Consider the following 15,495-nt stretch of genomic DNA (forward strand, 5'->3'; position numbering starts at 1 on the left):
CGCCGCCATGAAGCGCACCTCCTCCGTCATCCTCGGCCTGTGCTCGTACACCCACGACTCCTCGGCCGCCCTTCTCGTCGACGGTGAACTCGTCGGCTTCGTCGAGGAGGAACGCCTCTCCGAGCAGAAACACACCAAGCTCTACCCGGCCCGCGCCGTGGGCTGGCTCCTCGACCAGGCCAAGCTGAGCGCCAGCGACGTGGACGCCGTCGCTTACAACTTCCAGCCCGCCCGCTACCTCGCCGAGTCGCCCGTCGCCCTGCGCACGGCGCTCTCGTCGGCCACGCGCGACCGCAGCCTGGCTCGCGCCCACGGGTTCGCCAAGGTCGCCCTGCGCACCCGGCGGCGGCTGCGCGTCCTCGGCAGCCAGTTCCCCTCGGCCCGCGTCACATCGGTCCTGCACCACCGCGCCCACCAGCTCACGGCCTACGCCGCCTCCGGCTGGGACGAAGCGGCCGTACTCGTCGTCGACAGCCTCGGCGAACGGCAGACCACCACGATCGCTCACGGCCATGGCGTTCAGCACCCCCGCGTCCAGACCCTGGAAGCGATCAACGACCCGGCCTCCCTCGGCTACGTGTACGGCGCCGTCACCGAGCACTTGGGCTGGCGGCGGGGCGACGAGGAAGGCACCGTCATGGCGCTCGCCGCCCTCGGCGACCCAGCCCGCTTCCGGCACCTGTTCACCACGGCCGTCCGCACGACGGCCACGGGCTTTCGCATTCACCCCGGCTACTTCCCGGCGCGCACCCTTACCTCGGGCTACCCGAGGACGTCCCGGCGGTTCGTCGCCGAGACCTGCCCCGAGCGGCACCCGAGCGAGCCGCTCACCGACGTCCACCGAGACCTGGCGGCTGCCCTTCAGGAGCGGACCGAGCAGGTGATGGTTCACCTGGCCCGCCGCGCCCGTGTGCTCACCGGCTCCCGGCGCCTGTGCGTGGGCGGCGGCGTCGCCACGAACTGCGTGAGCATCGGGAAGATCATCGAAGCTGGCATCTTTGACGAGGTGTTCGTCCCGCCGGCACCGGGCGACGCCGGAACCGCAATCGGGGCCGCGCTCGCCGTCCACGTCGACGCGCGCACGCCTCGCCCGGTCGCCGGCATCGCCCGCCACTGTTATCTGGGCCCCTCCTACGAGGACCAGCCCCTCGACCTGACCCCCTGGCCCGGCCTCCACCAGAAGACCCTCGGCATCGAGACCGCCGAGTTCCTCGCCGACCAGCTCGCCCACGGCGTGATCGCCGGACTCTTCCAGGGAGGGGTCGAAGCCGGGCCGCGTGCCCTGGGCAACCGCTCGATCCTCGCCTCCCCGCTGGAGCCCGGCGTCGTCGAGCGGCTCAACGCCACCGTGAAGTTCCGCGAGCCATTCCGGCCCTTCGCCCCCATGGTCCCCGCCGAGCGAGCCGCCGAGTTCTTCACCCTCGGCCAGCCGGCCCCATACATGTCCATGGCCTCCGGGGTGACAGACCTGACGCGCGAGCGGGTGCCGGCCATCGTGCACGCCAACGGCACCTCCCGCCTGCAGACCGTCACCCGGTCGCAGAACCCGTTCATGCACGCGGTGCTGACCGCCTTCGGCCGCCGAACCGGCATCCCCGTGCTGATCAACACCTCCCTCAACGTCAAGGGGAAACCGATCTGCGGGACGCCCGAGATGGCCCTGGACTGCCTGGCCAACTCCGGCCTCGACGCCCTGCTTCTCGAAGGGCGGTGGATCACCAAATGAAGATCGGGTACAGCTTCTGGGGCTTCCTCGGCAACGGCGTCACCGACACCCCTGACGGAGGCCGCAGCCACCGCCGCCCCTTCATCGACGCCCTCCTTGCCCGCGGTCACGAAATCGTCTTCCTCCAGCCCGACCGCGACCGCCTCGAAGCCGACGACGACCTCGGCGGTGCGTACACGTTCGACGACGGCCTGCCCAGCCTCGACGTCCTGTTCCTCGAGTGGCGCTGGGCCATCCCCGGCCGCAACACCACCATGTGCGGCAGTGAGGGGCACACCTGCGACCTACACCGGCAGGCCCAGCTCATCAACCACTACACGGCCCGGTCTCGTACGCCCACCGTCATCTGGGACAAGGACCGCACCCTGCGCGCCGAGAGCGTGTGGCGCCGTACGGCCCACACCCGCGTCTGCGAGGCCGCGCTCGCGCCAACCCACGGAGCGCACTCGCTGCTCTTCCCCGTCGCCGAGGACCTTCTCGCCCAGGCGGATCCCCTCACCCTGGCGGCGCGACCTCGGGATCTCGCGCTCGGCTACGTGGGCAACCAGTACGACCGCGACGAGTGCTTCGACCGTTTCTTCGCCCCGGCTGCTGCCCGCGTTGAGCACCTGGTCGCCGGGAAGTGGACGAAGACCAGCCGCTGGCCGCACGTCCGATTCGCGGGCCGGATCCCGTTCGAGGACGCTGCTGGCGTCTACGGCCGGTCCCTGGCCACGGTGCTCATGTTGCCCGAGCGGTACGCCGCCGTCGGGCAGATGACCCAGCGCATCTTCGAGGCCGTGCTCGCCGGCTGCCTGCCGCTGGCCCCGGCGGACATCCGCTTCGCCGACCGGTTCGTCCCGAAGGAGCTGGTCGTGCGCTCCGGCAGCGACGTGCTCGAACGTCTCTCCTATCTGCGCGAGATCGCCGGCACCGAGCAGCACGCCGCCCTGATCGCCGCGTGCGTGGACCGGCTGCGTCTATTCGGCCTGTGCAAGCAGGTCAACACCCTGGAGTCCGTCCTGCACGGCCTCGTCCAGGCCACCGCGACCGAGCGGGGGGTTGCCTGATGCAGACCGCTCGATCGACCACGGCGCGCGGATCCTCCGGGCGCGTCCCGGAGGATGGGCTCGCCGGACACCCGAACCTCTCTACGCTGGAGCACCATGAAGAAGGTCGCCATCGTCGGCTGCGGAGGCAGCGGCAAATCCCACGTGGCCCGCGAACTGGGCAGGATCCTCGACGCCCCGGTGACACACCTGGACGCCGCGTTCTACGACGACGAGTGGAACGCATTGCCGATGGACAAGTTCACCGACGTCCAGCGCGAGCTGGTCGCGCAGCCGCGGTGGGTGATCGACGGCAACTACAACTCGACGCTGCAGGTACGGCTCGAAGCCTGCGACACGGTGGTCCTGATGGACGTGTCGACCGTGGCGGCGCTGTACGGGATCTTCTACCGGCAGATCCGGCACGGGGCCGGGCACAAGGGCAACGGAGTGCACAACCGCATCCACTGGGGCGTGATCAAGTACGTCGCCACGTACCGGCGCAAGATGCGGCCCCGCGTGATGGCGAAGATCGAGGAGTTCGGCTCCGGCACCGACGTAGTGCTGCTGGCCAACCGGCGTCAGACGCGCCGCTGGCTGCGGAAGGTCGCCGCCGAGCAGTCCTGACCGGCCCGCGCCCCCGGCCAGGGGGTGCGGCATGAACGAGCCCAACCCGTTCCTGGACCCCGCCCGACAGTCGGAGCTGTACGGACACGCCTCTCGGCTGGCCGGGCGCACCAGCGCCCTGATGCGCGCCAAGACCGCCGGTCACCCGGTGCCCGAGACGATCGTCAGCCTGGTGCAGACCCATCACGCCCGGCCCGACCGGCTCGGCATGGTGCTCGACATCGGCTGCGGTCGTGGCACGAGCAGCCGCGTCATCGCCGAGCAGCTCCGGCCCGAGCGCCTCGTGGGGCTGGACGCCGCCCCCTCCCTGCTCGCCCAGGCCCGCGAGCGCGCCAAGGACCTGCCCGACAGCACGGTGGACTTCGTCGAAGGCGACTTCCACGACCTCCCTCTGCCCGACGGGTCGAGCGACATCGTCGTCGCGGCGTTCTGCCTCTACCACTCGCCGCGCCCCCAGGACGTCGTCGGACAGATCGCCAGGGTCCTCGCCCCCGGTGGTGTGGCCGTGCTCGTCACCAAGGGCCTCGACAGCTACCGGGAGATGGATCAGCTGGTCGCCGCCGCTGGCCTCGATCCGCGTGCCGCCCAGCACGAGAGCCTTTACACCGCAGCCCACAGCGGCAACCTCGCCGACGTGGCCGCCTCCTCGCTCGACGTGATCGCCGTCCTGGACGAGGAGCACGTCTTCACCTTCGACGGCCACGACCACGCGGCGCAGTACCTGGCCACCAACCCCAAGTACGAACTGGCGCCCGGCCTGTACGGCAACCCCGGTGCCCTGGCGGCGACCCTGCACGAGTTCCTTCCCGACCAGCCGCTGACCACCCGGTCCCGGATCACCTTCGTCGTCGCCCAGCCGAAGGAGGGAGGAACGCCGGCATGAGCCCCGCCTCGTTCACCAAGCACTACGCGGAACCGGAGCGCGCGGCGGGGGCGGTGCGCCACTACCGGTGGCTCACCGCGCACGCCAAGCCGCTGCGGCAGCCGGTCCTCCACAGTGCCGGACCGCGGTTCCTAACGTTCGAACGGATCGAGGGCCGCCCCGTACGTCCCGAGGACCTCCCGCGGATGGCAGAACTGCTCGGCCACGCCCACGGTGCCGCCTGGGCCAGCGACCTGCACTCCGCGTCGCTGGACACCCCGCACCACTTCGAGGACGGCACGCAGTTTGACGACTACCTCGGTCCCCGGGAGGTCGCTCTACGGCGACGCCACGAGCAGGGCTACCTGCCCAACAAGACGGCCCTACACGCGATGCTCGGCCTGCTGCAGGCGACCGCCGAGGGCCCGTGCGCCTTCTACAAGGACAGCAACCCACGGAACTTCATCATCACCGCACAAGACATCGTCGCCGTCGACACCGACGACCTGTCCCTCGCCCCGCTGGGCTACGACCTCGCCAAGCTCGTCGCGACGCTCCACCTGACCTACGGGCCGCTCACGGACCAAGCCGTCACTACCGCCCTGCTCGCGTACAACTCGGCAGCCCGACGCTACGACGCCCGGCTGGGCACGACGGACCGGGGCCAGCTCGACAGCTTCCTGGGCCTGCACGCCGTGCTCACCGCCCCGTACGCCGGCCGCAACGGCTACCACTACAGCCTGCCCCTCCGTTTCACGCACCGAGGAGCCTCATGATCACCAGCGAACTCGTCTTCGTCCGGCACGGCCAGGCCCAGTGCAACGCCGACGGCCTGGTCGGGGGCCCGCGCACCTGCTCCGGCCTGACCGACCTCGGATACGCCCAAGCCGAACAGGCCGCACGCCGCCTGGCCACCGAGCACCTGAAGAAGCCCTTCGACGTCATCTACACCGGCCCGCGGATTCGCCTCGTCCAGACCGGCGAGATCATCGCCCAGACGCTCCAGATCCCTGTGCTCCACGACGAGCGACTCGACGGCCCGGTCCACGGCGACGCCGACGGCCAGCCCTGGGACGCGGTGAAGACGGCCGCCGACGGCGGGCCGCACGCCCACCCCGACACGCCCTGGGCCAACGGCTCCGACACCTGGAACGGGTTCCTGAAGCGCGCCAGCAGGAACCTGAGCCAGCTCATCGAGGAGAACCACGGCAAGCGAGTCGTCTTCGCCGCCCACGGGGAGACGGTGATCACCGCACACACCCTGCTGCTCGGCATCCCGATCGGCTCGCCCGCCGGATTCACCCACAACCACGCCTCGATCACCCGCTGGCAGCACCACCGCAACCGCCTGGGCCAGACCCGCTGGATGCTCGACCGGCACAACGACACCGAGCACCTCAGCCTCCTCACGCCGGAGCCGACCCCGTGATCGCGACCTCGCGCGACCCCCGGATACAACTGGCGCACCTCCGCCTCGGCACAGTCGACATCGCTGCGGACCCCGCGCTCCCGCCCCGCGTCGTACGCCTGGTGGCCGGTGACGGGCGTCAGTACATCGCGAAGCAGCACGCGGAGCGAGACCGGTACGCCGGAGAACTCCACGCCTACGGGGCGTGGGTCACCCATCTGACCGGCCATGCACCGGTGTTGGTCGGCCGGGATGATGCCACCCGCACCCTGCTGCTCACCGCACTCGCAGGTGACCGGGCGGACGCCTTCGCTCCGGGCTCGCCGGAGGAGGAGCTGGCCCACCACGAGGCCGGGCACGTGCTGGGCAAGCTGCACCGAGCCACGGCCATGCCCCAGGGCGGTGCCGTCGGCGCCTCACTCGCCGAGCGGTTCCAGGGGTGGATCGACCGGGCCGTCCACGCCGATCTGCTCGACGCGGTCGAGGAGAACCTGTTGAAGCACCACGCGGTCATCCTGGGCACCAGCCACATGGACAGCGCGATCTGCCACCTCGACTACCAGCCGCGCAACTGGCTTCTCGGCGACACCTTCGGCATCTACGACTTCGAGCACATGCGACGCGACGCCAGGGTCCGCGACTTCGCCCGGCTCGAATTCCACCGCTGGCAGGCCGCCCCCCACCTCCGCACCGCCTTCTTCGACGGCTACGGACGCTCACCCAACGACCTCGAACGACGCCTCCTGGAGTCCTTCGGCGCCATCGAGGCGGCCACAGCCCTGGTCAAGGGCCACCAGGAGAACGACGCCGCGCTCAGCGCGCACGGCAGAACCGTCCTGTCGCGGCTCGCCTGACCAGCCCCTTAGACGACACCACTCTGGAGATCTCCGTGCCACAGCACGAGCAGCCCCCGACCAACGCTTCCCCCCGACGGGCCGTGGTGACCGGCTCCGCCGGATTCATCGGCTCCCACCTCGCCCACGCCCTCGTCCAGGCCGGCACCACCGTGATCGGCGTGGACCGCCGAGACCCGTCTACCGACCCGACGGCCGCCGCCAACCTCGCCGCGCTGCGGGGTCGCCCGGGATACCACCACGTCACGGCCGACCTCCTCCACTGCGCGATCGACCCGATCCTGATCGACGCCGACACCGTCTTCCACCTCGCCGGCATCCCCGGCGTACGGCCCTCGTGGGGACCGCAGTTCGGCGACTACCTCGCGTCCAACGTGCTGGCCACCCACCGCGTCCTCGAAGCCTCCACCCGGATCGGCGTATCCCGGCTAGTCGTAGCCTCCTCCTCCAGCGTCTACGGCCCGACCGACGGCGACGCGAGTCGCGAGACCGACCGCCCCAACCCCGCCTCCCCGTACGCCGTGACCAAGCTGGCCGAGGAGCAGCTCTGTCTCGCCTACGCCGAGCGCCCCGTCGGCCCCAGCGTGGTCGCCCTGCGGTACTTCACCGTCTACGGCCCCCGGCAGCGTGCCGACATGTTCACCCACCGCGCCCTGTACGCCGCCCTGACCGGACAACCCCTGCGCCTTTACGGAGACGGCCACCAGCGCCGCGACTTCACCTACATCGACGACGTGGTCGCCGCCACGATCGCCGCCGGCACCGTCCCGAACGCGCACGGCACCATCAACGTCGGCGGTGGCTCGAACGCGTCCCTGCTGGACGTGATCAACATCGCCAACAGCCTCACCGGCCGCGAGATCCATCTCCACCAGGACCACGTGCGCAACGGGGACGTCCTCCTCACGCGTGCCGACCCCGGCCGTGCGGGAGAGGTCCTCGGCTGGCAGCCGCGCGTCGACCTCCACAGCGGATTGCGCGCTCACATGCAGGCGCTGGCCTCCCCGGTGCCGGACTACAGCCATGCCGCCTAGGCGCACCAGTCGGATCACGAGAGGAGTGCTCATGGAGGCCCCCGAGCGAGCGCGGCTGGACGCCTTCTTCCGAAGGATCACCGCGCAGTTCCCCGCTGGCCAGGCGATCACGACGTTGGTCATCACGCACCTGCTCCAGGAACGACCTGCGTTCTTGCGCGCGATGACCGCGGTGTCCACGATCGGCGCTGTTCTCCCCAAGCCCCGGTCGATCCACCAGCCGACCCTCGACACCGTCCGCCGCACCCTGCCGGTCCACGACCTGAGCCGCGAGCGGTTCACCGACGAGACCCAGGCCCTGCACTACCTGGAGGACACGGCCGGCGGCCAGGACGTCGTCCTGGTCGACATCGGCGGCTATTTCGCAGCCAGCCTCGACACCCTCGTGGACAAGTTCTCCGGCCGCATCCTCGGCGTCGTCGAAGACACTGAGAACGGACACCAGCGGTACGCCGCCCTCGGCTCGCTCCCGTGCCCGGTCTTGTCCGTGGCCCGCTCACCGCTCAAGGACTGCGAGGACCACCTCGTCGGCCGGTCCATCGTGTTCTCTACCGACGCCCTCGTCCGCGCCCGCGGGGACATCCTCACGAGCCGCAGCGCCTGCGTCATCGGCTTCGGCAAGATCGGTCGCTCGATTGCGCAGACCCTGCGTGCCCAGGACCTGCGCGTCACCGTGTACGACAACGACGCGGTCAAGCGGGTACAGGCGCACGCCCTCGGCTTCCACACCAGCGCCTCCACCACCGAGGCCGTTCACGACGCGGATCTCGTCCTGTGTGCCACCGGCAATCTCGCCCTCCGGCACGAGGATTTCGCCGCCCTGCGCAACGGCGCGTACCTCGGATCGGTGACTTCTTCCGAGGACGAACTCGAACTGGGCAGCCTCGACGACCTCTACGAACGTCAGCCCGTCGGGACCCAGTTGACCCGGTACGAGGTCACCGGCCACTACTTCTACGTTCTCGCCGACGGCGGTGCCGTCAACTTCGTGCACGGCGCCGCCGTCGGCACCTACATCCACCTCGTCCAGGCCGAGATACTCGCCGCCACCGCCGCACTCAGCCACGCGCGGCTCCAGCCCGGACTGCACGAGATGCCGGCGGCCGACCGCGACACCATCGCCAGGACCTGGCTCCGCCACTTCGAAAGGTGACCTCGTTGCCACCCTCCACCGGACATGTCCGCACCGTCACCGAGGCGTACCTCGCCCGCCACCCGGACGAGCGCGCCTTGCTGACGATGCTGTTCGACGTACTCGCGGGCACGGACGATCCCACCAGCCGCAAGACCTTCCCCGCCCACGTGACCTGCAGCGCCATCGTCATCAACGGTGAACGGCACGTGCTCCACATCCTGCACAAGGCGTCCGGGAAACTTCTGGCGCCCGGCGGGCACAACGAACCGTCCGACCAGCGCCTGCGCGACGCCGCCCTGCGCGAACTGCACGAGGAGGCCGGCATCCCGCCGAGCGCCGTGGTTCCCCTCGTCGGCCACGAGGACATCCCCCTCGACATCGACGTGCACGCGATCGACGCGAACCCGTCGAAGAACGAGCCGGCCCACCATCACGTGGACTTCCGCTGGGCCTTCCAACTCGTGACCGATCAGGCGGTGACGCTGCAGGAGGAGGAGGTCGACGGCTACCAGTGGCGGCCGTTCGCGACCACTTCCTCACCCACCGTCCGCGCCAAGCTCGCCCAGCTCACCTGAAGCCTGCCCGAACCCGACCACCAGGAGGACGCCGTGGCCGCCACCACAGCCCGCCAGACCGCCGCCCAACGGCGCCGGCACATCGCCGTCATACCGTGCCGCTGGGGTGCCTCCCGCTTCCCCGGCAAACCACTGGCCCTCCTCGGCGACAAGCCGCTGCTCTGGCACGTCCACCAGCGCTGCCTGGAAGCCAAACGCCTTGACGGGGCCATCGTCGCCACGGACGACGAGCGCATCGAAGTGGTGTGCCGCGAACTCGGCATCGACTGCATCCGCACCGGGGAGCACCTCACCGGCACCGACCGCGTCGCAGAGGTCGCCGAACGCCTCCCGGCCGACGGATACATCAACGTCCAGGGCGACGAGCCGTTCATCTCACCGACCGCCATCAACGACGTCTCCGAGGCCCTGGAATTCACTCCGCCCGGCACCTTCGCCGTGAACGCCTACACCGAGCTGGTCGACGTCGGCGCCGTCCTGGACCACAACGTCGTCAAGGTCGTCGTCACGGCCCGCAGCGAGGCCCTCATGTTCTCGCGCCAGCCCATCCCGTACCCCAGGGGCGACCGGCCGAAGTACCTGCGCCAACTGGGCCTCTACGGCTTCACCGGCGAGGCTCTCCAGCACTTCCGGCAGCTCCAGCAAGGGCCCCTGGAGCGTGCCGAGGGAGTGGAGATGCTGCGCTTCGTCGAACACGGCCACGCCGTGCGAATGGTGCCCGTCCTGGACGACGGAGTGGCAGTAGACACCCCCGAGGATCTAGCGCGAGCCGAGCGCATCCTCGACCAGCACTGAGACATCCGCACGAACGCAACCCTTCCTGTTGGGCGACTCGTTGCATTTCTCGGCCGTCAACTAGTGTCCTGAGTCGTTAATTCGTGTGCAGTATGCGGCGAGGGTGTCGAGGATGTCGTCGGCGGTCTTCGTCCAGACGAACGGCTTGGGGTTCTTGTTCCACTCGTTGATCCAGCCGCGGATGTCCCTTTCGAGTTCGACGACGCTGCGGTGGGCCGAGCGGCGGAGTTTGCGGGAGGTCAGCTCGGCGAACCATCGCTCGACGAGGTTGAGCCACGACGCCGAGGTGGGGGTGAAGTGCAGGTGGAAGCGGGGGTGACGCAGCAGCCACTTCTTGACCGGCTCGGTCTTGTGGGTGGCGTAGTTGTCCAGGACCAGGTGGAGTTCGAGGTGCTGGGGGACAGCTGCGTCGATGACCTTCAGGAAGCGGAGGAACTCCTGGTGGCGGTGTCGGCGGTAGTGCTGGGCGATGACCGAGCCGGAGGCGATGTCCAGGGCGGCGAAGAGGCTGGTTGTGCCGTGCCGAACGTAGTCGTGCGTCATCTTCGCCGGCGTGGTCGGCGCCATCGGCAGCACCGGTTGGGTTCGGTCCAGGGCCTGTATCTGCGACTTCTCGTCCACCGCCAGGACCAGGGCGTTCTCCGGCGGGGACAGGTAGATGCCCACCACGTCGCGGACTTTGGTCACGAACTGCGGGTCGGTCGACAGCTTCCAGGTTTCCACGATGTGGGGCTTGAGGCCGAACGCCCGCCAGATCCGCGAGACGGCCGACTACGACATGCCCTCCGCCTCGGCCATCGAACGCGTCGACCAGTGCGAATCACCGGTCGGCGGCGTCTGGCCAAGCGTCCTGGCGACCAGGGCTTCGACCTGCTCGTCCGTGATCCTCCGCGGCGCCCCCGAGCGCGGCCGGTCCACCAGGCCCTCCAGCCGGTCCGCGGCGAACCGGGACCGCCACTTGCGCACCGTCTCCCGCGAGACACCCAGGTCGTCCGCGACACGCGCGTTCGACAGACCTTCCGCACACGACAGCACGATCCTCGACCGCAGCACGAGCGCCTGCGACGCGGTCTGCTTGCGCAACCAGCCCCGCAGCACCCGGCGTTCGCGATCGGACAACTCCAGCGGCAAGGGCTTCGGACCAGGCATCGCCCCACCCTATAACCGCGAGCGAACTACCGACTCAGGACACTAGATTATTTGCGCGACGGGTTAGCGAAGGTCTTCGGGTCTTCTGGAAAGCGGCGCTCGGCGAGAAACGGAGTGCATCCCGAGAGCGCGCCCCAAAGGCATTTCAAGATCAATAGGAAAGATCGCCGACCGTTTTTGATCTTGCTGTGCTTCAGTGATCCTCCACACCCGGGTGACCTTTGCAACACGTTCTTCTCTCATGATCGCTTAATCCCCCTTGTACGCTTAGGTGCGGACAGTGCGTGCCGGTCTAGCACCGTGCGCATCGAATACGGGCTCCAGCCTGCCAGCGCCTCGCGTACGCGCGTTGAGGTATGGGGTCTGCAGTGAGAATGGAGCGACTATGCGTTGGCGTAGGGATCCTTCACGTCGCGCTCTTGTGAGGGAATGCGAGAGGAAGCTCGCCGATCTCCCTATACCAACCCCCTTCAGCGTCGAGACGCTGGTGAGCAATATGGAAAGCGCGCTGGGGCGTCAGATCCAACTGGTCCCATTGGACGACCCAGACGGGGGCCTCGGGACAGCGTGCGGCCTTCGGGTTAAAACTCCCGAGGTAACCATCATTCTCTACCGTCGCCGCTCAAGCAGAAATCAAACAGAACACATCATCCTCCATGAGATCGCGCATGAGTGGATGGATCACGGCACGTCTCTGACGGCCGTTGAAATCGAGCGCTACGTCCCTGAGCGCATCCGGCAAGAAGTGCTTCGGCGCTACCCATCAGCCCTCATCCAAGCGCGCGTCGATTTCGACAGCCACGAGGAGAAGCAGGCTGAGCTTTCGGCGTCATTGATTAAGCGCCTGGCACGTCGCCAGTCTGCTACCGGAGACGATGTGATCAGCCTGTTGGAATATTCATTGGCGCATCCGGTTGCCCCGCCGCGGCGTCGGCGGTAGCTCCACACGATCCGTAATCTCGCACTGACCAAGTCTGCACTCTGCAGGGCCCGTGAGCGGCGACAGGTGTGGCACCTATAGATCGACTGATTCCGTGTTCGACTTCTTCAAATACTTCACTGCGGCAGTCATGACGCTGATCTCCATCTGGCGTTTCCCGGCTGTCAGGTATGGCGATGCGCATCGTAGGGCGCTCTGGGGTGGCTACGCCGGGTTTGCAGTGGCCCTGTGTCTGTACACCCCAGCAGCAATGGACGCGGTCGATCGTATTCCGGTGGTCGATCTCAGCGCCCTGCTCCGGCACTTCGCCAGCACGGCGGCGATCATGGCGGCTCTGACCTATGTCGCCACCAGCTACGGCAAGACCGCTGAGGCGGTCGTGCCCAGGCACGTGGAGTTCTCACGGTGGATCGCCCGAGCGTCGTACAAGGCGGGAGCCGTCGGCGTGGTGCTGCTCGCGATCCTCTTCTTTACCGTTGTCCAACGCGATCGGCCGAGCGAGGACTTCCTCGTTGACCACGCGGGAGAATGGGGCGTGGCGGTCTACATGACCGTGTTCTATTTCTTTCCGCTAGTCACCACCGCCGTATGCGGCTATCAGTGGACGAGGGCGGCACGCCGAGCTGAGAGCACAAGCATGCGCATCGGGCTCGGTTTGATGGGTTTCGCGATGTGGATGGGGCTCGTTCACACGATAGCTAGAATTGCCATCTTGTGGAGTGCCGTAATATTTCCTCTCAGTCAATCGACGGTGCGATTCCTGGTCGATGCCACTGCGATCTGGATGAATCTCCTTTTCGTTATCGTCGCAGTCGGGGCGAGCATCCCAACGACCCGCGCGGCTGCTGCGCGATGGAAGACGTTCCGAACCCTGAACCTGATCTATCCGCTCTGGTTCGATCTAGTCGAGGCTTTTCCCGGAACAAGCCTGTACCCTCCCGGCCGACGGATCACGGAACTTTTGCAGTTTCGCGTCCCCATTGATGTTCGCTTGGACCGATGGACGCAGGATATCTCCGACGCCTGCGAAAAACTGCGCTACTACGTGCCGAGCGACTTGATGTTTGCTGCGGAGGACAAGGCGTCCCCACACTCCGATCCCGAGCCTGCTGCGGAGGCTTACTGGATAAAGGCTGGTCTGCTTGCCGCTAACGCGGAATCCGTCAGGCCGTCTTCGGCCACCCTGATGAGAGACAAGCCGTTCGTGGACACTGAAAGTGAAGCTGCGTGGTACGTGCGAGTCAGCACGGTCTACACGCAGATCACCGGTGACCAAGCGCGAGAAGTTCTTCATGACTCCGAGAAGTTGGAATCGGAATCTCGGCGGTAGTTCTGGAGCGCGGTGTGTGCCGGGTTGCTGTATCCGTGTTTTCGGCGTGTGCGCGCTGTCACTCAGAGATGCGATCTTGTAAGGCTTGCGTGAGATTCGGCACCACCGAGCGTGCGGTCGCGACTGGTACCGTGAGCAAGGCGGACAAAGAGGTTCTGCTCCGCCCTGTAAGTGCACTTCCTGGCCTGCGATGCGCAGCTTCTGCGACCGCCATGTACGCCGGGTCCGCGACGCTGTCCGGTCTGGATAGGCGTCCGAAATCTCAGCAATGGAGTTCCCCGCATGTCCAACCGCCGTACCGGCCTCATTCTTGATTTCGGAGGCGTTCTCACCACCCCCCTGCTGCCCGCTGTGTTGGCGTTCGAGCAGCGTGAAGGGCTTCCCCAGGGGGCCTGCCTCACTGCCCTGTACAAGGACCCGGAGGGCGTCCGGATCACCAGCGATCTGGAACGCGGAGTGGTGTCCCAGCGCGAGTGGAACGAGTTCGCCGGCAGGATGCTGAATGTGCCGGCGGACGGGCTGATGGGGAGGATCTTCGGCGACCTCCGTCCTGAGCCGCTGCTGATCGACGCTGCCGCCGCAGCCCGTCGGGCCGGGATCAAGGTTGGCATCCTGTCGAATTCCGTGGGCCTGGAGCCGTGGGATCTGTATGCCGGCTACGAGCTGGAGAAGCTGTACGACGTCGTCGTCATCAGCGAGCACCACATGATGCGCAAGCCCGACGCCCAGCTCTTCGAGACCACGCTGAAGCTGATGGGCCTGCCTGCCGAAGAGTGCGTCTTCGTCGACGACACCGAGGCGTACGTCCAGGCAGCGGAGCAGCTCGGCCTCGCGGGAGTGCACAACCAGGACCCGAAGCAGACGGTCGCAGCCCTGTCCGAGCTGTTCGACGTCGACCTGACCGCTTCATAGATCGGCATCGACTTCGTCCGTACGAAGGGACTACGGCTCGCCCTCCCAGGAGGGCGAGCCGTAGTCCCTTCGTGCTTCCGATCCGATATGTGTGGTGGCCCGGCCAGAGGCGATCAGCGACAGGCGGTCGGGGGCCCTCGGACTCGCCCGCAGGGCGGCAGTACCGCAAATGCTCTGCTCCGCCCCGCGATGGCGGGGCTACTCCTTGTTCTGAGCCTCGGACAGAGCGTGTCGTAGCTCTCCCACGAGCCTGTTGATGTCGGCCATCGATCTCCGGGAGAGGATCTCGCTGCCGCGTGCGGCCAGGCCGAGGATGTGCCCCTGGTGAATCGAGCCGATGAAGCGAACAGCCTCCAGGAACTCCTGGACGACGGGACTTAGTTCGGCGTCATCGCCGAACAGCCAGGAGGGGACCTGGAAGGCGTGCGCCAGGCCGGCGCGCACTTCATCGGATGCCGCGGTTTCGGTTCCGTCGCGTAGCTCGCCGATGCCCTCGGCGGTGACGGCTGCAGTCGGCGCATGCTCGTTGACGAGTCGCGCGATCTCCGCGTCGGAGAGCGTCTCCTCGTCGGTGGAGCCGTACTGCAGGAGAAAGTTGATCTTCTCCCCGATCGTGCGAGGCGCGGCCTCTTGATCGCCACGTGAGGCAGTGGTGCGAATGCCGAACGAGCGGTCCTGCGCCGCGAGCAGCTCTTCCTCGGTCACCCCGTACGCCGCCGCCAGCGGCTTTACATAGCTTGCGTTGAGCCTGCGCCGCCCGGACTCGGCGTTACTCACCGGTCCCCGGCTTGCGCCGATGATTTCGGTGGCCTCCGCCACGCTGAGACCGGCGTCACAGCGCAGGAGTTGTAGGTCCGGCGGCCCGTCGTGGGGGAACAGCTCGTCGAGTGGTTCGTCGAGCGCCGTGGCGATCGCTGGCAGCTTCTCGCCCTTGGGGAAGTCGTTCCCGGACTCCCATCGTGCGACGGTAGCGCCGCTGACCCCCACCAGTTCCCCCAGCTGCCTCTGGTGCATGTCCCTGCGTCGGCGGACAGCACGCACGAGGCTGCCGTCGAACTGACGAGGGGGCACTGGGACTCCTGGTGCGAGGTGGCGATGGGCTCGGTGTCGGGGTCAACTG

General features: G+C 67.8%; 15 protein-coding genes and 1 pseudogene. 14 read left to right on the top strand and 2 right to left on the bottom strand.

The window, feature by feature from the left end; genetic code table 11:
* Positions 1-7 precede the first annotated feature (7 nt).
* The 11 genes from CIB93_RS05570 to CIB93_RS05620 all read left to right on the top strand — a co-directional run bounded on the left by CIB93_RS05570 (position 8) and on the right by CIB93_RS05620 (position 10,044).
* Positions 8-1,726 (top strand): carbamoyltransferase C-terminal domain-containing protein, encoded by a 1,719-nt coding sequence (locus tag CIB93_RS05570; protein WP_096624681.1) that lies wholly within the window; start codon positions 8-10, stop codon positions 1,724-1,726.
* Complete coding sequence (locus CIB93_RS05575) at positions 1,723-2,775, top strand: hypothetical protein (RefSeq protein WP_179499986.1); 1,053 nt, start codon at positions 1,723-1,725, stop codon at positions 2,773-2,775. The genes CIB93_RS05570 and CIB93_RS05575 overlap by 4 nt, the downstream gene beginning before the upstream one ends.
* Positions 2,776-2,871: 96 nt before the next feature.
* The gene (locus CIB93_RS05580; RefSeq protein WP_096624685.1) at positions 2,872-3,381 is read left to right on the top strand and encodes a topology modulation protein; all 510 of its coding nucleotides are present in this window, start codon (positions 2,872-2,874) and stop codon (positions 3,379-3,381) included.
* Between the two features lie 31 nt (positions 3,382-3,412).
* Entirely contained in the window at positions 3,413-4,264 is an 852-nt protein-coding gene (locus CIB93_RS05585) for a class I SAM-dependent methyltransferase (RefSeq protein WP_096624687.1), read from the top strand.
* Positions 4,261-5,019: a phosphotransferase gene (locus tag CIB93_RS05590; protein WP_096624689.1), complete on the top strand. Its 759-nt coding sequence runs from the start codon at positions 4,261-4,263 to the stop codon at positions 5,017-5,019. Before CIB93_RS05585 ends, CIB93_RS05590 begins: the two co-directional genes overlap by 4 nt.
* Entirely contained in the window at positions 5,016-5,672 is a 657-nt protein-coding gene (locus CIB93_RS05595) for a histidine phosphatase family protein (protein ID WP_096624691.1), read from the top strand. Before CIB93_RS05590 ends, CIB93_RS05595 begins: the two co-directional genes overlap by 4 nt.
* Positions 5,669-6,505, top strand: a complete 837-nt coding sequence (locus CIB93_RS05600; RefSeq protein ID WP_096624693.1) for an aminoglycoside phosphotransferase — start codon at positions 5,669-5,671, stop codon at positions 6,503-6,505. The genes CIB93_RS05595 and CIB93_RS05600 overlap by 4 nt, the downstream gene beginning before the upstream one ends.
* A gap of 35 nt (positions 6,506-6,540) precedes the next feature.
* Positions 6,541-7,539: an NAD(P)-dependent oxidoreductase gene (locus CIB93_RS05605; RefSeq protein ID WP_257002040.1), complete on the top strand. Its 999-nt coding sequence runs from the start codon at positions 6,541-6,543 to the stop codon at positions 7,537-7,539.
* Between the two features lie 31 nt (positions 7,540-7,570).
* The gene (locus CIB93_RS05610) at positions 7,571-8,692 is read left to right on the top strand and encodes an adenosylhomocysteinase (RefSeq protein ID WP_096624697.1); all 1,122 of its coding nucleotides are present in this window, start codon (positions 7,571-7,573) and stop codon (positions 8,690-8,692) included.
* Positions 8,689-9,249 carry an NUDIX hydrolase gene (locus tag CIB93_RS05615; protein ID WP_096624699.1) on the top strand — a complete coding sequence of 187 codons (561 nt, stop codon included), beginning with the start codon at positions 8,689-8,691 and terminating at the stop codon, positions 9,247-9,249. Before CIB93_RS05610 ends, CIB93_RS05615 begins: the two co-directional genes overlap by 4 nt.
* Positions 9,250-9,282: 33 nt before the next feature.
* On the top strand, positions 9,283-10,044 hold the full coding sequence (locus tag CIB93_RS05620) for a 3-deoxy-manno-octulosonate cytidylyltransferase (RefSeq protein WP_096624701.1): 762 nt from the start codon (positions 9,283-9,285) through the stop codon (positions 10,042-10,044).
* A gap of 60 nt (positions 10,045-10,104) precedes the next feature.
* Here CIB93_RS05620 and CIB93_RS05625 read toward each other — a convergent pair.
* Positions 10,105-11,193: pseudogene (locus tag CIB93_RS05625) on the bottom strand (IS630 family transposase).
* 496 nt (positions 11,194-11,689) lie between these two features.
* On the opposite strand from CIB93_RS05625, the gene CIB93_RS05630 reads away from it, so the two are divergent.
* The 3 genes from CIB93_RS05630 to CIB93_RS05640 all read left to right on the top strand — a co-directional run bounded on the left by CIB93_RS05630 (position 11,690) and on the right by CIB93_RS05640 (position 14,375).
* Positions 11,690-12,133: a hypothetical protein gene (locus CIB93_RS05630; protein WP_239105447.1), complete on the top strand. Its 444-nt coding sequence runs from the start codon at positions 11,690-11,692 to the stop codon at positions 12,131-12,133.
* Positions 12,134-12,227: 94 nt separating this feature from the next.
* Positions 12,228-13,463 (top strand): MAB_1171c family putative transporter, encoded by a 1,236-nt coding sequence (locus tag CIB93_RS05635; protein ID WP_096624705.1) that lies wholly within the window; start codon positions 12,228-12,230, stop codon positions 13,461-13,463.
* A gap of 282 nt (positions 13,464-13,745) precedes the next feature.
* Positions 13,746-14,375, top strand: a complete 630-nt coding sequence (locus CIB93_RS05640; protein ID WP_096624707.1) for an HAD-IA family hydrolase — start codon at positions 13,746-13,748, stop codon at positions 14,373-14,375.
* Positions 14,376-14,573: 198 nt separating this feature from the next.
* Here CIB93_RS05640 and CIB93_RS05645 read toward each other — a convergent pair whose 3' ends face one another.
* Positions 14,574-15,446: a helix-turn-helix transcriptional regulator gene (locus CIB93_RS05645; protein WP_096624709.1), complete on the bottom strand. Its 873-nt coding sequence runs from the start codon at positions 15,444-15,446 to the stop codon at positions 14,574-14,576.
* Positions 15,447-15,495 lie beyond the last annotated feature (49 nt).

The organism is Streptomyces sp. WZ.A104 (assembly GCF_002382885.1).
Classification (GTDB): Bacteria; Actinomycetota; Actinomycetes; order Streptomycetales; family Streptomycetaceae; genus Streptomyces.